14 protein-coding genes are annotated in these 19,061 nt (G+C 41.3%); 5 read left to right on the top strand and 9 right to left on the bottom strand.

Annotation, left to right across the window (positions count from 1 at the left end):
• Window positions 1-221: 221 nt before the first annotated feature.
• Window positions 222-1,016, top strand: coding sequence for an alpha/beta hydrolase (locus MTBBW1_RS08945; protein ID WP_080802229.1), 795 nt, complete (start codon window positions 222-224; stop codon window positions 1,014-1,016).
• Window positions 1,017-1,139: 123 nt separating this feature from the next.
• Here MTBBW1_RS08945 and MTBBW1_RS08940 read toward each other — a convergent pair whose 3' ends face one another.
• The 6 genes from MTBBW1_RS08940 to MTBBW1_RS08915 form a co-directional block, all read right to left on the bottom strand.
• Window positions 1,140-1,886, bottom strand: a complete 747-nt coding sequence (locus MTBBW1_RS08940) for a substrate-binding periplasmic protein (protein ID WP_080802226.1) — start codon at window positions 1,884-1,886, stop codon at window positions 1,140-1,142.
• 267 nt (window positions 1,887-2,153) lie between these two features.
• On the bottom strand, window positions 2,154-3,377 hold the full coding sequence (locus MTBBW1_RS08935) for an ABC transporter substrate-binding protein (protein ID WP_080802224.1): 1,224 nt from the start codon (window positions 3,375-3,377) through the stop codon (window positions 2,154-2,156).
• Between the two features lie 421 nt (window positions 3,378-3,798).
• The gene (locus MTBBW1_RS08930; protein WP_080802221.1) at window positions 3,799-4,782 is read right to left on the bottom strand and encodes a branched-chain amino acid ABC transporter permease; all 984 of its coding nucleotides are present in this window, start codon (window positions 4,780-4,782) and stop codon (window positions 3,799-3,801) included.
• Between the two features lie 4 nt (window positions 4,783-4,786).
• Window positions 4,787-5,659 (bottom strand): branched-chain amino acid ABC transporter permease, encoded by an 873-nt coding sequence (locus MTBBW1_RS08925; RefSeq protein WP_080802219.1) that lies wholly within the window; start codon window positions 5,657-5,659, stop codon window positions 4,787-4,789.
• A gap of 218 nt (window positions 5,660-5,877) precedes the next feature.
• On the bottom strand, window positions 5,878-6,582 hold the full coding sequence (locus tag MTBBW1_RS08920; protein ID WP_080802216.1) for an ABC transporter ATP-binding protein: 705 nt from the start codon (window positions 6,580-6,582) through the stop codon (window positions 5,878-5,880).
• 81 nt (window positions 6,583-6,663) lie between these two features.
• Window positions 6,664-7,374 carry an ABC transporter ATP-binding protein gene (locus MTBBW1_RS08915; protein ID WP_080802215.1) on the bottom strand — a complete coding sequence of 237 codons (711 nt, stop codon included), beginning with the start codon at window positions 7,372-7,374 and terminating at the stop codon, window positions 6,664-6,666.
• A gap of 228 nt (window positions 7,375-7,602) precedes the next feature.
• Here MTBBW1_RS08915 and MTBBW1_RS08910 point away from each other — a divergent pair, with 228 nt between their 5' ends.
• The 4 genes from MTBBW1_RS08910 to betA all read left to right on the top strand — a co-directional run bounded on the left by MTBBW1_RS08910 (window position 7,603) and on the right by betA (window position 12,952).
• Entirely contained in the window at window positions 7,603-8,127 is a 525-nt protein-coding gene (locus tag MTBBW1_RS08910; RefSeq protein WP_080802213.1) for a 4Fe-4S dicluster domain-containing protein, read from the top strand.
• Entirely contained in the window at window positions 8,124-10,250 is a 2,127-nt protein-coding gene (locus tag MTBBW1_RS08905; protein ID WP_245809313.1) for an aldehyde ferredoxin oxidoreductase family protein, read from the top strand. Before MTBBW1_RS08910 ends, MTBBW1_RS08905 begins: the two co-directional genes overlap by 4 nt.
• Entirely contained in the window at window positions 10,213-10,905 is a 693-nt protein-coding gene (locus MTBBW1_RS08900; RefSeq protein ID WP_080802210.1) for a TetR/AcrR family transcriptional regulator, read from the top strand. The genes MTBBW1_RS08905 and MTBBW1_RS08900 overlap by 38 nt, the downstream gene beginning before the upstream one ends.
• A gap of 391 nt (window positions 10,906-11,296) precedes the next feature.
• A complete protein-coding gene (gene betA / locus MTBBW1_RS08895) occupies window positions 11,297-12,952 on the top strand; it encodes a choline dehydrogenase (protein ID WP_080802208.1) in 1,656 nt (551 codons plus the stop codon).
• A 326-nt stretch (window positions 12,953-13,278) separates the two neighbouring features.
• Here betA and MTBBW1_RS08890 read toward each other — a convergent pair whose 3' ends face one another.
• From MTBBW1_RS08890 to MTBBW1_RS08880, 3 genes are read right to left on the bottom strand one after another with little or no spacing between them, the layout of a single operon-like run.
• Window positions 13,279-15,435: a cellulose synthase subunit BcsC-related outer membrane protein gene (locus MTBBW1_RS08890; RefSeq protein ID WP_080802205.1), complete on the bottom strand. Its 2,157-nt coding sequence runs from the start codon at window positions 15,433-15,435 to the stop codon at window positions 13,279-13,281.
• A gap of 1 nt (window position 15,436) precedes the next feature.
• Window positions 15,437-16,675, bottom strand: coding sequence for a family 8 glycosyl hydrolase (locus tag MTBBW1_RS08885; RefSeq protein WP_080802203.1), 1,239 nt, complete (start codon window positions 16,673-16,675; stop codon window positions 15,437-15,439).
• Window positions 16,665-19,052 carry a cellulose biosynthesis cyclic di-GMP-binding regulatory protein BcsB gene (locus MTBBW1_RS08880; protein WP_080802198.1) on the bottom strand — a complete coding sequence of 796 codons (2,388 nt, stop codon included), beginning with the start codon at window positions 19,050-19,052 and terminating at the stop codon, window positions 16,665-16,667. The genes MTBBW1_RS08885 and MTBBW1_RS08880 overlap by 11 nt, the downstream gene beginning before the upstream one ends.
• Between the last annotated feature and the right edge of the window lie 9 nt (window positions 19,053-19,061).

Below are 19,061 nucleotides of genomic sequence, written 5' to 3'. Positions count from 1 at the left end.
ATTTCCACGGTAAACAGGCATGATTGATTACGTATCAATCACCCCCAAATATAAAAATGACAGTCATTTTCACGGTAAAATAAGCCTAATACTTTACATGCTCATCAGAATTATTCAAACAATTAATATTTATTGACATATTGTAATGTATGCGTGTTAATCTGACAACTGAAAGTTGATTTGTAATTCATGTTTTCAAACACCATAGGACAGGAGACATAATGACACGAGTGCAAAAAGCAGACTATGCCATTCTGGATAATCCCAGAGTATCCATGAACCTCTTTCATCCAAGAAAAGATATTTACGGAACCTCAAATGATAACAATTTATTGATTCCTGTTGATGATGGCGTTGATATTGGAGCATGCTTTCACATGACAGAAAATAAAAATAGTCCGTCAATTCTCTTTTTCCATGGCAATGGTGAAATTGTTTCCGATTATGATGACCTTGGAAATCTATATAACAGGATGGGTATAAATTTTATGGTGGTGGATTACAGGGGATATGGAAGATCGTCAGGAGAACCAAAGGTATCTTCAATGATGCACGATTGCCATGTTATACTTAAATTTGCCAAAAAATTTCTTTCAGAAAAAGGATATGAAGGAAGTCTGACTGTGATGGGTAGATCCCTTGGAAGTGCTTCTGCTCTGGAGCTTGCATCAACAGAGTCTTCACATTCTGATTTTCAGCATCTGATAATTGAAAGCGGTTTTGCATTTGCCTCTCCACTTTTAATGATTCTTGGCATAGATCCTTCATCCATCGGCTTCAGGGAGGATAAAGGCTTCAGCCAGGTTGACAAAATATCCTGCTGGAAGGGGCCTGCTTTGATTATACATGCAGAGCATGATCACATAATCCCTTTCAGTGACGGTGAAGCGCTTTTCAGGGCATCTGGCGGGGAAAAAAAGGAATTAGTGAAGATTCCAGGGGCAAACCATAACGATATTTTCATGAGAGGAATGGATATATATCTTGAAGCGATAAAAAATCTCTTAAAATCATGAAACGTAGTAGAGACAAGGCATGCCTTGTCTCTACATTGAACTGCAATCATTCATACCCTGATTTTTAGATTTGATAAAACACTATTTTAAAAAATCAAGGCAAGGGCATTATTGAAAATAGACCTAAAAACCATAGTCCTTGAGAATCTTCTCAATGGTACCATCTGCATTCATTTCAGCAAGACCCTTGTCAAAAGCTGCATGGATTTTTTCTGCATTTGCTCTGTTTTTAGGTATGCATACATAGAGATCCTTTACTTCAAGTGGAGGCTCCACAAACTCTACCTCATTGATTTTATCAGGCATATTCTGTTGCAGAAGGTTCAAACCGACAAATTTATCGGCAACCATCAGGCGGATACGATTGGCCAGAAGCTTTTTAAGATTTACAAGATCACTTGGGGACTCATCCTTTGTAAGGAAATCAGCTGCATCAAATTCCACTGTATTTACATATCCCATGACAACACCAATCTTGTTTCCTGTAAGATCATTCAGGGTTTTATATGAAATATCATCGCCTTTTCTTTTAAAAAATCCCAGTGGGCCACCTGGAAAAGGTGAAGATATAAGATTATTCTCTTTCAGTTCATCTGAATAGTACTCAGGAAAATATCCATCTACTCTACCTGCCTTGGCAAGTCCGATAACCCTTGACCACTGCATGAAATCATACTCAATATCATAGCCGCCACGCTTAAAAGCCTCCTTTACAATCACAGCAACATAGCCATGATCTTTGAGGTTAGGGCCTATATAGGGTTCCCATTCCAGGGTCGCCAGAACAAGTTTGTCATTTGCCCACAAAGATGAAGAGGCAATGCATACCATGGTACAGAAAACCATCACACCGAGAACAATTCTTTTCATTTGAATCTCCTTAATTAATGTTAATAATACTGTTCCAGATCATTAAACTGGCAAGCAGTGCAGGGGCAATCCCTTGTGGTTGCCCACTGCGTTGTGCTTGCGATGAACTTAGTTTCAAACTAAAAAAGCATCCTTCATTTCTCCTGCAAAACCTTTACATTTTTTAAAGGATATTCCCGATAAATGGGGAATTTATTCCTTCAAAGTTCAAGGCTGGGAAATGAAGAATGCCAAAAAAATTATTTACCTGGTTAGTTTCAGGCCATTTTATTTGTTAATCCAGCGAGGTACCTGAAACTTATAATTTTTGTAGGGTTTTGTCGGCGGATCTGTAAAAATGGCCACCATTTCGCCATTTTGCACCTGATAATGGGCAATGGGAACATCCCCTCCGGCTCTCATGACATGATCCTCATCCCATTTCCACCACCCTGTCTCTCCCTTATAGCCTTTGGTGGCAATGTAATCACATATCTCCTTGTGTTTTTTCTCGTCGCCAATGGCTTCAACAGCAGCGGCCCATGCCTTTACACCACTGTAGGCAGCCCAGGAACCTGCCTGGGGCAGATGTTTCCAGATGCCATTGAACCTGTCAAGCCACGCCTGTGCTTCTGGTGTTGGAGCTTCAGGTGTCGGCATGGCAGTGGGAACTTCTCCGATAAGGCCGTCAGCTTCTGTTCCCATTGTTCCAACAACCTCTCTTGGAACAATACTGTAACCATAGCTTAAGATACTGTTTGTAGGTTTTTTCATAAATTGACGGAAAAAAGTAATAACCTCCTGGGCACTTACTATTTCAACATGAATAATTGCAGGGTTGATCTTGCGTATCTGGGTGAGTATGGGGCCCCACTCTCTTGTGCCATAGGGTACTATTTCATGCATGGCAACTTTCCAGCCCTTTTCCTTGAAGTTGTCTTTAAGTGTATCTCCGACTTCAGTGCCCCAGGCATCATCAGCAGTTATGATGACAGCTTTTTTGTTGGGATATTCGTAAGGCAGACTCATCAATACATTGAACATGCTCTGGGCCTGGTTTATACCTGTATCAGTAAGCTGAAAAATGTTGAAAAATTCTTCGGCATTCTGCTTGTAAACATCCACAGCAGACTGGGAACCGTCATCTGCAAAAAATGGAGCTGTATATTTACCATATGCCCTAACATCCTGCCCCCATCCTGCCCATCCTGCATGGACAGAATCCACTTCCAGTTTGCCGCACAAATAGTCAGCCCCCTGCATTACACGTTCTGGTGCAAATTCCTGAGTATCAAAACGAACTGCCTCAAGCTGTTTTCCAAGAAGGCCGCCTGCTGCATTGATTTCGTCAATGGCCATCTTAATACCTTTCCAGTAGTTGTCTCCGGTGTCAGTATAAGGACCTGTCATGGCAAGGGGGACTCCCACCTTGATGACATCCTGGGCAGGAACGCTCTGGACAAAAAACAGGGCGCATATCAACATTACAAGTAAGGGTAATGATTTTTTCATTGTTCTCTCCTTTTTTTGTTCATAAAAATTACTCGTCAGTCATAAAATATTTCAACAACTTAGGAACGAAAATTTAATAACTGCGGAAACTTTACCTGAAATTTCAGAATTTATGAATTATCCAGATTATAAATCCCGTAGTTAATGAATGTACATTCCTATCATCCATAAAGGATCTTTTCTAAAACGGGGGAGATATTTATAATTTATCCCCAAAGTATGCAATTTGGCAAATTAAATAAGACTCATTTCTACTCAAAGTCGACACCTTGTTGGCATTTATTGAATTTGTCTGAATCAGGATAACCAGGATTTACAGGATGCTCAAGATTTTTATCCTGTAAATCCTGGTTATCTTGGGCATCCTGATTCAGACAGTATTGACAAGGCTCAAAAGCTCATAGGTGTCGCTTTTGAGTTTCTAAGCAATCAAAGATTTACCTGATTTTTTTTTGGGCATTATTTTCTGTATCAACCCGACAATTCCATCCGGCAGCAAAAGAACCAGAACAATAACCATTGCTCCAAGGATTATGGGGCGATATGAACCAAGGGGAGATAGCATTTCATTGAGTGCAATTGTGATAAAGGAACCCACAATGGCACCAGGGAATTTCCCAACCCCGCCTATGACAAGAATGACCATGAGTGTTACAAAAAGATCAATTCCCAACATCCTGGTGGACAGCATTCCCACATAATGTGCATAAAATCCGCCGATCATGCCGGTTATAAAGGATGTCAGGGCAAATACAATAAGTTTATACTTAAAGGCACTGACGCCAAGGCATGTGGCAAACTGCTCGGAATCCTTAAGAGCCAGAAATGCATCGCCCCAGTGGGATTTTATAACAGCAAGGATAATAAATGAAGATGCCACGGCAAGGAAAAACATCAGGTAAAAATAGGGTACAGGGTCTGAACTGTTAAATGTATAGCCAAGAATGTTCATAGGGGCAATTGTCAAAATTCCCCTGGAGCCGCCCGTTCCTATGGCCCTGCCGATGTCGCCCTTGAGAACCGGCTCAAGTATCATGTGAACTGCAAAAGTTACAAGAGCAATATATGCACCTTTAAGTTTAAGGCATGGAAGCCCAACAAGCACTCCAAGAAATCCTGCAACAAAACCTGCAAGAATCACTGCAAAAATGGGGGGAACGGAGAATTTGGCAGATATTATGGCAGATGCATATGAGCCAATGACGAAAAATGCCACCTGGCCAAAGGAGAAAATACCGGCAAAGCCCATGATAAGATCCCAGCACGAGGCCACCACTGACCATATAAGGCACATGATCAGAATATGCATTATAAAATTGGTTGAGCCAAAAAAGAGAGGCATTATTCCTATAATACCGAATATAATCATCAACAGTTGTGAATTTCGTTTCCAGTCCATGTCCATAATATCATCCCCATTTTCCCATAAGACCCTGTGGCCGGATGGCCAGTGTGGTCAGAAGTACGGCAAAGAGCGCAATCAATACCCATGTCATTCCAAAATACCATCCCACAAATGCTTCAAGCATTCCAAGAATAAATGCAGCATAGAGGCTTCCCTTGATACTTCCCATGCCCCCAAATGCTGTTATAACCCATGCCTTTACAAGGATATCCCAGCCGCCTGTGGGGGTGACAAAATATTTTTGGGCAAGAAGAATTCCACCTGTTCCAACCATTACAGTGGATATTGCAAATGTGGCTGAAAAGACAAACTCCTTTGGAATACCAACTATTTGGGCACCTGCAGGGTTTTGGGCAACAGCTCTCACAGACATACCGGTACGGGTGTTGTTAAGAAACCAGCGAAAAAGAAGAATGCCGCCGATGGAGAGAATAAAGATAACAATATCCTGATAGGCCAGAATAAATTCCCCAATCTCAAGGGAACCTTCAAGAATGGAAGGCAGGGATTTCATCCTTGCACCAAAGAGCACCTGATAAGAGTTATCCAGAAGAAGTGCAAGGCCAAGGGTGATCATCATAACCTTAATCTCCCAGTCATCCCGCTTTCGCAAAGGTGCCACAAGAACTTTTTCAATAAGATATCCAAGAACCAGCAAAACCGGTATGGAAAGGATAAAGATGATAAAATAGCTGTTGATGACAGCAACACTGAATATCATCCACGCCAGATATCCGCCCATGCTGTAAAAGGAGCCATAGGCAAAATTAAATGCTTTTGATACGCCGTAAATCAGGGTCAGCCCCACGGCCATCAGTGCATAGACTGATCCGTTGATCATTCCGCTGATTATGACGTCAATTATTTCTACAAACATTTTTTCCCTCTTTACTTGATGGTGTCGTAAAAAGTCTAAAACACAAAAATGACTATTAATATTTTCAATGGTTTACAACTTAAAAAAGGGGCATGCTTCATAATCACTTTACACTTTCTGAAACAAAACTACGTTTTCAGGGTTTTCCCCCTTTGTGGGGATATGAAGAATGCCAAAATAAGGATATGAAAACTGACTTTTTTACAGGGATGAAAATATTACATTCCAAGGAATATCTCTTTGAGATGATCATTACCAAGAGCTTCATCCTTGCTGCCTTCAAACGAGATCCTGCCCTCTTCGAGAACATAGAGGCGATGGGCAAGTTCGGTTATCTGGGGAATATTCTGCTCCACCACCATTACGGTGATACCCTGTTTGTTTATCTCTTTAATGATTCTGGCCACTTCATCCCGAAGATTTGGCTGAAGTCCAAGTGATGGCTCGTCAATGGCAAGAAACTCTGCGTTGGACATCAATCCTCTTGCAATGGCAAGCATTCTTGCCTCTCCTCCGCTCATGGTGCTGGCAAGCTGATTGCTTCGCTCCTTAAGCCTTGGAAAAAGGGCAAATACTTTTTCAAGATTTCTGGCTTCGTATGGCCTTGCAGTCTTGGAGTATGCTCCAAGTTTCAGGTTCTCCAGAACAGTCATTTCCGGAAAAAGTTCCCTGTTTTCGGCAATATAGGTAATCCCCATGTTGACAAGTTTTTCAGAACCAAGTCCGGCGATGTTTTGTCCATTATACTTAATTGTACCCCTGATCTTGCTTACAAGACCGCATATGGATTTAAGAAATGTACTTTTTCCATGTCCGTTCGGGCCGAGCATAACGATTATTTCGCCCTTTTTTATATCAATGGAAACATCTTTAAGTACATGAAAATCGTCGTAATATGCATTAAGATTTTTGATTTCAAGCATCTTCTGCCACCTAAACCTTTATGGCCGATTCCGGCCACACGCGATCATGAAAACCAAATGTGTCTTCACGGTTAATTAATTTCAATCATGTCCGTCGCCGAGATAACACTCTATAACCCTGGAGTCGCTGGTTACATCATTGGGATCACCGCAGCAGATTTCAGTTCCTGTCTCAATAATCAAAAGTTTACTGGTCAGCTCCGTCAATACTTTCATGAAATGCTCAATAATTATGATGGTGATCCCCATATCCTGATTGATTCGTTTGATAAGCTCCATAAGACTTAAAATCTCCTTGGAGTTTGAGCCTGCCATTGGTTCGTCCAGCATAAGGATTTTGGGACGGGTTCCAAGGGCAGCGGCAATCATAAGCATCTTTTTATCAAGAAGCTTAAGCTGTCCGGTCTTTTCATCCTGTTTATCGTAAAGATTTACAAATTTCAAGATTTCGTCAACATAGGCAGGATCAAACTCTGCATCGCTTCCAAAATAGTTACCTATGGCGATGCTTTTTTTTACTGTCAGGCTGGGAAATGTCTGGGGTATCTGAAAGGTTCTTGCAATGCCAAGCTTTGCAATTTTGTGGGAGGGAAATCCCCGTATCTCCTTTCCTTCAAACTTGATTGATCCTTCAAATGGGTACAATCCTGTAATCAGATTATAAAGTGTTGATTTTCCGGCACCATTTGGCCCTGCAATCCCGAAGACTTGACCCTTTTCAACGGTGAAACTTAAATTGTTAACAGCGGTCAGTTCACCAAATTTCTTGGTGACGTTTTTTATTTCAAGCATGGTTGGATGTTCCTTCTTTCGGGTTGAAACAGTTAAGTCTCTTCCGGAGTTGAAGTGTGAAGGTCTCTTCTATCACATAGTATGTAATAGGTGATATGTTTGCTGTCTATATCATACGGTTTTTTAAAAATCAAGAAAAAATACAGTTTGATTAAAAAAAGTGTTTACATAGCACATAATATGTGATATTGATCTTAAAAATACATGAAATACAAGGAAATATTCATTATGAGCACATTTATTAAAACCAATTTTGATCTGTGTACAGGGTGCGGGATATGTCAACTGGCTTGCTCAATGGCAATAGTTGATGCAGATGCCTGGGATGTGGAACATGAAAATAAAAGCAAAGTTCCTGACAGCGATTTTTGTACTACATGTTTCACTCATGGTTATAACCCAAGGCTTGCGCGCCTGAAAATTATTAATAAACGTGAAAACCTCTACCATAAACCTGTGGTGTGCAACCATTGCGAAAATGCATACTGCATGAATGTATGTCCTGCAAAGGCATATGAGAGAGACAAAAACGGTTATGTACTGATCAATGCGAAAAAATGTGTGAGATGTGGTATCTGCGTTGAATATTGTCCTGAAAACCTGATCTATATTGACCCTATAACAAAAAAAGCTGTCAAATGCGATATGTGCAATGGCGATCCAACATGTGTAAAGGCCTGTCCCACCGGAGCCATTGAGCTGGCAGTCAGGGTAAACAAAAATAAAGATGACGATTCAGGGGAGCATGTATGAGCAATCTATCAACAAATATGACAACTACAGATGTAGGCACGACAACTACAGATGTAGGCATGACAACTACAGATGTAGGCACGACAACTACAGATGTAGGCACGACAACTACAGATGTAAGCATAACAACTACAGATGTAGGCATGACAACTACAGATGTAAGTATGACGACTATAGATGCTAATATAATAAACCCAGCCAAGGAGTCTGCAAAGTCAAAAAAAAGCAGAATAGAACCAATGGCCAACTTGACAAGCTCTTATATGAAACAGTTTCTTTTCATTGACCTCTCCAATGGCCAAATAGAGAGAGTTCCTGTTCCGGAGCTTCTGTATGATGATTATATTGGCGGAAAGGGATTTGGTGCAAGAATTCTTTATGACCGCCTTGCACCAGGGATAGATGCCCTGGGAAGTGATAACCTTCTGATGTTCATGACAGGTCCTCTTACCGGAACCATTGCGCCTGCCATGAGGGGGTGTGTTGTGACCAAATCTCCCCTGACCGGAATATTTCTTGACAGTTACTTTGGTGGCTCATTTTCGCCTGAGATCAAATATGCAGGTTACGATGGTATTATTATTACAGGCAGGGCTGAAAAACCATCATGGATCTGGATAGATAATGAAATTGTTGAGATCAGAAGTGCTACCGGTTTATGGGGAATGGATTCGCTTAAGACAAACCATGCCATCAAGGAGGAGCTTGGTGATGATACTGTAAAAATCGCCACCATAGGTCAGGCCGGAGAAAATGGCGTGCTCTTTTCACTGATCTGTTGCGAATATAACCGCCAGGCAGGCAGGGGCGGAGCAGGGGCTGTCATGGGTTCCAAGAATCTTAAAGCTGTTGCAGTAAGGGGCACAAGATCTGTAAAGATCTCAGATTATCAGGCATTTGAAAAAGCTCATCAAAAAGCTCTGGTTGAACTTGAAAAGAGTGCTGAGGTAGAGGCCCTAAGAATTGCGGGCACAGCCTCTGCCGTTGAATATGCCAATGAGACAGGGCTTCTCCCCAACAGAAACTATAAAAACGGCACCTTTGCAAAGGCTTCTGATCTTGCTGATACAGGGCAGAGAAAACACCTCTGGTTAGGTGCATCTGCCTGTATGGGATGCCCCATAAGATGCAGTAAAATGGGTGCTGTAAGGCTTGGAAAATACAAGGGAATCGTAACTGATATTGTGGAGTATGAGTCAGCGGCTTTAATGGGTTCAAATCTTGATATCTCAGATGTCAGAGCTGTTGCACACCTTGTAAAGCTTTGCGATCTTTTTGGCATGGACAGCATGTCCACAGGCGGTGTCATCGGATTTGCCATGGAGGCCTGTGAAAATGGACTTCTGAAAAACTATTCAATACCGGAGAGTGTTGATCTTTCATTTGGAAGTGTAAAGGGTGCAGAGTACATTATCCGTTCCATTGCAAACCAGGATAATAAACTTGGTAAACTTCTGGCAAAAGGGGTAAAAAAAGCTGCTCAAGCACTTGGGGGCAATGCAGAAGATTTTGCCATGCACACCAAAGGTCTTGAAACCCCGGGATGGGGCCCCCGGGGTGCATCGGGCATGGGGCTTGCCTATATGACCACAGACAGGGGAGGGTGTCATCAGCGGGGATTTCCCATAAGTTACGAAGTTGCAGGAGTTCCATGGAAAGGCAAAATCCTTGATCCCCTCTCCCCTTGTGACAAGGCTGATATGGTTGCATCGTTGCAGAATTACTCAGCCGGAACAGATACCCTGGTCAAATGCGATTTCGGCAGCTTCGGCATATCTGCTGCCACATATGCAGAGATGGTAAGTGCTGCAACCGGAAGAAAAATATCTCCGGAAATAATCACTGAAACCGGAGAGAGGATCTGGAATCTTGTAAGGCTGTTTAATTTAAGAGAGGGGATTGATTCATCAAAAGATACCCTGCCACCAAGATTTGTCAGGGAGGCTCTTCCTGACGGACCTGCAAGCGGCCATAGTATTACTGAAAAAGATATGTTATATATGAAACAGGAGTACTACAGAGTCAGAGGATGGAGCAAAGATGGCATACCGCTTCATGATACCTTGAAAAGGCTGAGGATCAGGCATGAACAAAACAATGAAAACGAGTCAGGAGCTGCTTGAAAGTTCAAGTTTAAAAAAAATGGAACAATCCGACAGAGGGAGTGTTTCAAACAAAAACGAAACCCTTAACAAGAAAGATGCAAAAAGAATTGCCACCCGCAAAAAAATTGTGGATGCTGCCACTCACCTTTTTGCAAGGCTTGGTTACCATAAAACAACCATACAGGATATTGCATATCATATCGGTATGACCACAGGTGCCGTGTTTCACCACTTTGGTTCCAAAAAGGATATACTTGATGAAGTTGTATTACAGTTAAATGCAAATCTTGAGCAATACATTGAATTTCTTGATAAAGAGCATAGAGATTACAATGAAATGGTTAAGGGGCTTGTTGATATTTTTGTGAGCCGTTACCATTCGGATCCTGATTCCATCATAGGCCTTACCTCACTTGCTGCTGAGTTCAGTGGTATCAGGGAACCCATAATTATAAATATCCAGAGTGCCTATGACAGGTTTGTGGATGCATTTGAAAATGCCCTTGACGGGTTTTCTTCCAATACTCCTAACAGAGCTGCTGGCGTATGTTTTATTGCTGCCCTTCAGGGCGTGGCGATCCAGGCGCTACTTCGGGGGGGGGAAGTTAAAATTGAAGAGCTTGTGGATGGATTTATTTCCCTGACAACCGGAAAATTCTGGCAATCATCATGAATTCATAAAATATTTCTATATAAAAATTTTCGCAAAAATCTGTTTTATTTAAAATTTTCATTTCTTTAATTTTGGCGGAAGCCGCTGAACGTTTATAAGAAAGTCCCCGTATTTCAAGGTTTTTTTCAGGGCTTTCATGCTTCGTTGTGGCAAGATGGTTTTGCCATGGCTGTTATAAGCAAACAGGCATGATTGATTACGTATCAATCACCCCTCCAAATATAAAGATGATAGTCAATTTTACGGTAAAACAGGCTAAAAAATAATTAAAAGCGATTCTGACCTTCAAAATCTTTAAAGGCGATCATGCTTTTCAGTAGAGCTGCGTCCGGAGCACGAAAGTGCCCGTACAGGATGCTCATAAGGACAATAATTTTAAGGAGCGTGTGTGATGAAACAACAGTACGATTTTATCATCATCGGCGGCGGTTCCGCTGGATGTGTTCTTGCCAACAGACTCAGTGCAAACCCTTCAAACAGGGTTCTTGTACTGGAAGCCGGACGTCCGGATTATATCTGGGATGTATTCATTCATATGCCGGCAGCATTGACCTACCCCATTGGAAGCAAGTTTTATGACTGGTGTTACAAGTCTGAGGCAGAACCCCATATGCGCAACCGCCGCATTGATCACGCCCGTGGAAAGGTACTTGGTGGCTCAAGCAGCATAAACGGCATGATATATATACGCGGAAATGCAATGGATTATGAGAAATGGGCAAAAGCCCCAGGTATGGAAAACTGGGATTATGCCCACTGCCTTCCATACTTTAAAAGGGCTGAAAACCGTCTCATCGGCGCTGATGAGTATCATGGAGTAAACGGCCCGCTTCTTCTGGAAACAGGCCCATGCAAAAATCCTCTTTTTGATGCCTTTTTAAAATCTGCTCAACAGGCAGGATACCCCTTAACCGATGATGTAAACGGCTATCAGCAGGAGGGATTCGGCAAATTTGACAGAAACATATCCCGTGCAAGGAGATTGAGTGCTGCCCGTGCCTATGTTCATCCTGTTAAAAAAAATCGCCCTAATCTTACGGTACTTTGCCGTGCCTTTACCAGACGCATTTTGTTTGAAGGCAAAAAAGCTGTTGGTGTGGAATTTACCAAAGGGAAAAATGGTACTGCCCAGAAGGTCTATGCAAAGGAGATTATATGCTGTGGCGGTGCCATAAACTCCCCCCAGATTCTTCAGGTTTCAGGGGTGGGAAATGCAAAGGAGCTGCAATCCCTTGGTATAAATGTGGTTCACGACCTTCCCGGAGTCGGAGAAAACCTTCAGGATCATCTTGAGGTTTATGTTCAGTATGCATCAAAAAAACCTGTAACCATGAATCCATCCCTTAAATGGTGGAAAAAGCCCTTTATCGGCTTTCAGTGGCTTTTCCAGAGAAAAGGAGCTGCCGCAACCAACCATTTTGAAGCAGGAGGCTTCATCAGAAGCAACGAAGATCAGGACTATCCCAATATCCAGTTTCATTTCCTGCCCCTTGCCATCCGCTATGACGGAACCCAGCCAAGTCAGGGACACGGATATCAGGTACATGTAGGGCCTATGTACTCGGATGCCATAGGTTCGGTAAAAATACAATCTTCAGATCCATCGGTATATCCAAAGCTTAAATTCAACTATCTTTCCACGGATCAGGATCGTAGAGAGTGGGTTGAGGCCATAAGGTGTGCCCGTAAAATCATGAATCAGCCGGCATTTGATGAGTTCAATGATGGTGAGATATCTCCGGGTCCTTCTGTTGAAACCGATCAGCAGATCCTTGATTGGGTGGCCAAAGATGGAGAGACCGCCTTACATCCATCATGTACCTGTAAGATAGGAACAGACCCAATGGCAGTTCTTGACCCTGAAAGCATGAGAGTTCATGGGGTTGAAGGATTGCGGGTGGTGGATGCATCGGCAATGCCAATTGTGACCAATGGTAATATTTATGCTCCAGTAATGATGATTGCTGAAAAGGCTGCGGACTTGATTCTTGGCAATACACTGGAAGCACCTTCAAATGCGCCTTTTTATAGACATGAAAAAGCATGAGAGCGAAGTAAGCACCAGAAAAATAAGGAATTTTGGCTAAACAGAAACGGCTGGTCTCCAGCCCACCCCAAATATGGAAATTTCTATCCATTTCCATTGCAAAACAAAAGCCACTATGGCGAACCTTAAAAATCTAAGAAATGCTTATTTTCGCACGTTGCTATAACGGGGAGATATTTTGATTTCAAATCTCTCCCCGTTATCTATAGACTTACAGAAAAATATTTTTCCATCTCATCTTTGAAGGGCAACCACATAGGGTTGCCCCTACGTTGTGCTTGCAAATTTAATTATCTGGAAAACTATAAATCTTTTTGCTCCCTGCGTCACATTTTATTGTTCCAGATGCTTTCAACGGATTTTTGCTGCAAAAAAAATTTTCGGGGCTCAAAAGAGCAATCAACTCCAAAATAGATGCGCCACTGGGTATAGTCACTACCTTTATCCATGGAAATCAAGCCATTGACTGCAACCATATCTGAAATTATTTTCCAGCCTTCCAGCTTTGCAGATGCACCCATGAGATTATCTTCATCCCCTTTGAAAATCCCTTGGAGTTCAGCAATTGAATCAGATGAAAAAGAGTCAGTCTCCTCATAATGAATGGGATAGCGGGGCGCATCATCTGTCCTTTCAACCATCCATCCCATGGAGACCTGGAAATCAAGCAAGTAATCTCTTTTATCACCTGTTTTATAACGCAAAATAGGGCCTGCTGTAAGCATAAGATCTGGGCTGTAGTATCCTCCATGGCCAAATGTAAAGAAATTGCTATTGTGATCAAAATGTGCCCATGAGATGTATGCTCCATAGCTCAGCTCATCTTTGTTTTCCCTTAAAATGGTTCTGCCAAGGGCACCGTTTATGCTGAAGGCACTGTTTTTTAATACATTTTTCCCTCTGTATATATCATAGCCACCATTTAATGTAAGCCATCCGCTTTCACCCACGGAAATATTTTTGCCTACAACAAAACCGTTTTTCATAACCCTTCCCCAGGTCTTTTCACCATAGGGGTCATGCATTCCTGAAATGGAGAGGCGTGATTCATCAACACTTAAACGATGCAGTTTAAAACTAAAGAGCTTCAAGTCTGCTGAAGCTTTAAATGCGGGAGTAAAATCAACAGCACCGCCAACTGGAGATGTACCAAGTGCGATGTTGATATCAAAAGGCAGATCATTTTTATAATCAAGCCATGCTTCAAAAATATGCTCTTTGTCATCATCAGTGAAAATTGCAATTGAACCATTGAGTCGTCTATAATAACTTCCGATTTGAAGAAGATTTGATTCATTTGTATTTTTAAATCTGCCTTCTGGAGAAATTTCCCTTGCCTTTAAAGCTATCCCCCATCTGCCAAGCGCCTTGGAGCCATTGGCATAACCATAGAGTACAGAGCGCTCCTTGAGCTTAGAAGTACCCTTGTCACCATCTTTTAAACGATAAGAGGCAATGTAGTTAAAACTGTTTTCAGTGGTTTTAAGTTTATTATCCTTTGTTATGTGAATATCTTTCTCATCAATTGCTTTTTGAATATTTTTCTCATCAATTGCTTTTTGAATATTTTTCTCATCAATTACTTTTTGAATATTTTTCTCATCAACTACTTTTTGAATATTTTTTTCATCAACTACTTTTTGAAGCTTTTTATCATCAACTGTTTTTTCAAAATTATCACTATTTGATTGTGGTGATGAGCCATCAACACCTTTCATCAAACAACCCTGATTATAGAGATTTTTTTTAAGCTCCAGGATTTCGGATGTATCTTCAATACTCTCTCCTTGAAGCAGCTCACAGGCCTCAAGGTTTTTATTCTGATTATAGAGTGAATAGCCAAGACCTGTGACTAAGGTCATGTCATATGGATTGGCTTTGAGCAATATTTTAAAAATATCTTCAGCTTTTTTATAATTCTTTTCATTGTATGCAGCCCAGGCAAATGCAACACGTAGATAGTTCCATTTTTTTATCTCTTCACTGTCAAAAATATTTCCAAGGGTATCAAGGTAAGTATCCATTTTGTCATAACTTTTAAGCTTCAACAAAACATCGAGCATTGCCGGAACAGAATCCTGGGGTCTATACCCATTTTTTATAAGTGTCTCAAAAAGAGTTGCCGCATTGTTGAGTTTTTCAAGTTTTACAAAGGTGTATGCCAACCCAAGTTTTAAATTAAGAAGATTTTCCAGATTTTCAGCATCAGAAGTTCTACTGTTACCTGAAAGTGTCTCAATATTTTTTTCATCTGAAACAGGATAATATTGAATTTCCAATGTTTTTATCAGATAGATAAACTGCTCTTCTGCCTCTGAAAAATTACCACTGTTATAGGCATCCCACGCTGTCCCTGCATGAACAGGCGTTTTCAGTGAGCTATCGGCAACATAAACAAGAGGCACTGATGCCAGGGTAGGGGAGGCAAACAAAAAATTGAATAAAAAGAGCACAAAATAAAAAATCAGCAATAATTTTTTCATTTTATTTCACTTTAATTGTACGTGCAAGAAGATAAAGGGTGTTTGAGTAGTAATCATCTTTTTCCTGCCTGATTTTTTCATCAGCTCTTTTCATCAACGATGCTTCAAGTCCGGCATTGCCAAGAACTCCTGCACAGATTGCCATTACAGCATGAAATCCCGCTGATGCTTCATGCAGGGATATCTGTTCATCAAAAAGATCAACAACCATGGGCATATATTTTTGGGTCTCCAGAAATTTAATGTAAGTGGAAAAGAGCTTCAATCCCTCCATCTCTTCTGCCATGGCAAGATAGAGAGGAATCCTGATGGCTTCAAATCCAAAGTTGCTTTTTTTTCCATGTTCAGAAAGAGAGAGAATATTTCCATTTTCATCCATAAAAATCCAGTCAGGGGGAAGCAAAAGGTTTGTAGAACAGCTCTTTTTGACAATTTCAAGGCTATCCATATAAAGGGTTTGCCAAAATTTTACATCCCCCATAGGTGTACTGATATCCTTCAGGGGACTCTTTGCAAAGGCACGAAATGCCGGAAAAACAAAATAGGCAGGGTTGATTTTAAGTTCATTTTTTCCTGAAAATCCGTAGTATGCCGGAAGCAGAACCTGCCTGCCCTGTCGATCTGTAACAAGATATTTTTTAATGGCTGTTATGATATTGCGACCATCTGATAAACCTACCTCATTATTCCATTTTTTAACCCCTTCAAGAAGAGCCCAGGCTATCAGAATATCACCGTCTGTTGCATTATTGTAGTCAAGGATACCCCACTTGCCATCATGGCGCTCTCCCCAGCTCCAGGCAGCAAGGCCATCCTTTCGTGCCATTAGATTGTTTTGGGTCCATTGTAAAACAAGATCAAAGGTCTTTTTATCATTGTAATTAAGGGAAAGAAGCAATCCATATCCCTGCCCTTCAGAGTGGCTTATATTATTTTGATATACATCAATTACCCTGCCATCTTTGGAAATAAAACGGGATTTATAATACTTCCATGTTCCGGAAACATTGCCTGTGCCATCTTCGGCATGACACTCAGTTAAGGAAAAAATTTTTGAAATGGGAATCGCCCTTTGATCAAAAACTGATAAAGTAAAATCCGTTGCATTGAAAAATAGCACAATACAAAGAGTGCAAAGCATAACTGGTAAACGGTCATGGCTGCCATCCAAGCCACCTCCGAACATAGAAAATTGTATCCATTTCCACGGTAAATGAATCCGGCATATTTTATTTTTCATTTCCAATCCTCTTTGCCCTTCTTGCTTTAAGAAGCCGGTAGAACCCAAGTGAGATAAGAATGGCGCATATAAGTACACTTCCGATCAGGTAAAGCGGGTATGTATTTGCATAGTATTCAATAAACGGAAGAGGAGATACTGCTCCAAGATAGTAACTTGAGCCGATTTTCATTGAGATGGTTTCATTTTCATCATTCATTAGGTTTATAAGGGCAGCATCTCCTTTACAGGTTGCCTGAACACCTGATTTCCAGATAGCTTCCCCTGCCTTTTCCATATCTTTTTCACCGGATGTGGTCAGAACCATTACTGTGCGATCTTTATGGTATGGAGACTGAAATTCCATCAAAGCTGCTCTTCCACTCATAATCATGGGATCAAAAGATGTTACAACAAGTTCTGATTTGCTAAGTGAAATTGCCGTCACCCTTGAACCTTTTGATGGAATAATCTTTGACCAGATTCCCTTTCCCGCTGTTGGTTCATAGCCTTTAGCTCTTGTTAAATGGGGATACTTTATAGATCCTGAAGTGGCTGGATTCAAGGGAGCAGCAGACTGGTATTGCTCCGGCAGATTATCAATTTGTGAAACAACAATAACATCACGATCAATATCCAGCTCCATGTTTTCAATGTTGTCAGTTTTTTGTGTTGTGGTGGGTTGATGGAGCTTATACTCAAGACCAAATGGGGGAAATCCTGTCTTTTGGGCTGAAACAGCCACAAGATTAAGTGCAGATATTATGGAAGATTTTCTACCATCAGGAATGAGAAGAAGCGTCTCCCGCATGTCAGGAAATTTTGCAAAGGGAAATCCATCAGTCATAAAGGCAGAAAGTTGCGGCATCTCTATCCATTGATCAACATGGGGCATCTCAAATGTTGAGTCATCAAAAACTGTGACCCTTAGATTTCCTGTCTGAATCATGGTGCATTTATCTGATTTAACAGGCACAAGCTGGGGAGCTACAAGAAGCCTGTTGTATCCGGCATTCATGTAAGAGAGCATAAGTTCAATCTTGTAGTTGCGATAGGTTCCGCCATTTATATCCTTACATGGAATTGCTGCAACAAATTTGTCATTCAAGATGATGTTTAATACAGAATCTTCCCTCATACCGGCACCATATGCCAAATTTAATGTAAGGATGGCATGGCTGTTGGGGGAAAGGTGGCTGTCCGAAGGTATCCTGAATGTAAAACCTCTGGGAACTGGAGTTGCCCCTTTAAAGGTATGGGTTGCAAATCCAAGAGTTGAAAGGGTGTATGTCATGGTTGGTTCCAGAAGATTTTTCATGGCATAAATATCAGGCAGAGGAACATTTGTATCCCTTATATGAACCGTTGGAGTATCCGGCAAAGGAAGGGAAATTGTTGAAAAGGCTTTTGCCGCTGTAATAACCTCATCCACGGAACGACCTGTTATTACAATAAGGGTATGAGATGGGTCGGTTTTCAGGGTTGTGGTGCCAGAGTCATCATTTTTATTAATATCTAAACTCGTATCTAAAACAGTGCCGGGGCTCTTCACAGCAGGAAGAGATAGGATCATAATGGCAGGTCCGTTTACGCTGATCTGTTCAATATCTTTTCCAGCTACATTGCTTTTATCTTCGCTGGCAGCAAGCATCTCCCTGACAAAAACATCTGTACCCACAATCACATTGTCCATTTCCGGCATTATCCTCTCCATGGATTTTATGGGAACGCTTCTATATTCATATCGAAGAGAAACACCGGAAGCAGTTAGAGCCGCAGCTTTGAGATACTCTTCTTCACTGTATGGAAACAATATGTTAACAGGCTGTGGCAAGGGTGTTCTGGAATCAAATATAAAGTCATTGATTGCAGAAACCCTTAGAGGCACTGCTTTTAATTCAACATCAAAGACAATAAATGCATTGGAGAGTTCCAGCCATGTCCAAAGCTCAGGGGCATCAGGGTTTTCACAATCTGCTTCTATTGAGTGCTGTGTTACAGAAAAATAAAAAGGATGATACCCTGAAGTTAAAAGCGAGCCCGGAATGACAACCTGGCAAGTCCCTGAAGGTGATAGGGGATCAAGCTCAACCTGCTTCAGTGGATTTCCTCTGAAAGAAAAGACAAGGCGGGAGTTCTTTTTTAAAAGTGCTGATGAAAGGTTGTAATAAAAGGTAAAAAGTGCCTGTTTGACTCTCCATCTCTCTGGTATGGGAAGCTTAAAATCATATATGTCTGTATTGGCGCTCATCCCCTCCAGCTTTATGTTTTCAACCTGCATGATATCCTTAAGCGGAATTTTTATGGTGACAGCCATTGCATTGCGGGAATCTTCTGCAATTACAACCAAAACCATGCAGATAATTTTAATAGTTGCCATAACAATCTTTTTTTTCATATCTTTTCG

The organism is Desulfamplus magnetovallimortis, from assembly GCF_900170035.1.
In the GTDB taxonomy this organism is placed as follows: Bacteria; Desulfobacterota; Desulfobacteria; order Desulfobacterales; family Desulfobacteraceae; genus Desulfamplus; species Desulfamplus magnetovallimortis.
This window is presented reverse-complemented; position numbering and strand designations above follow the sequence as displayed.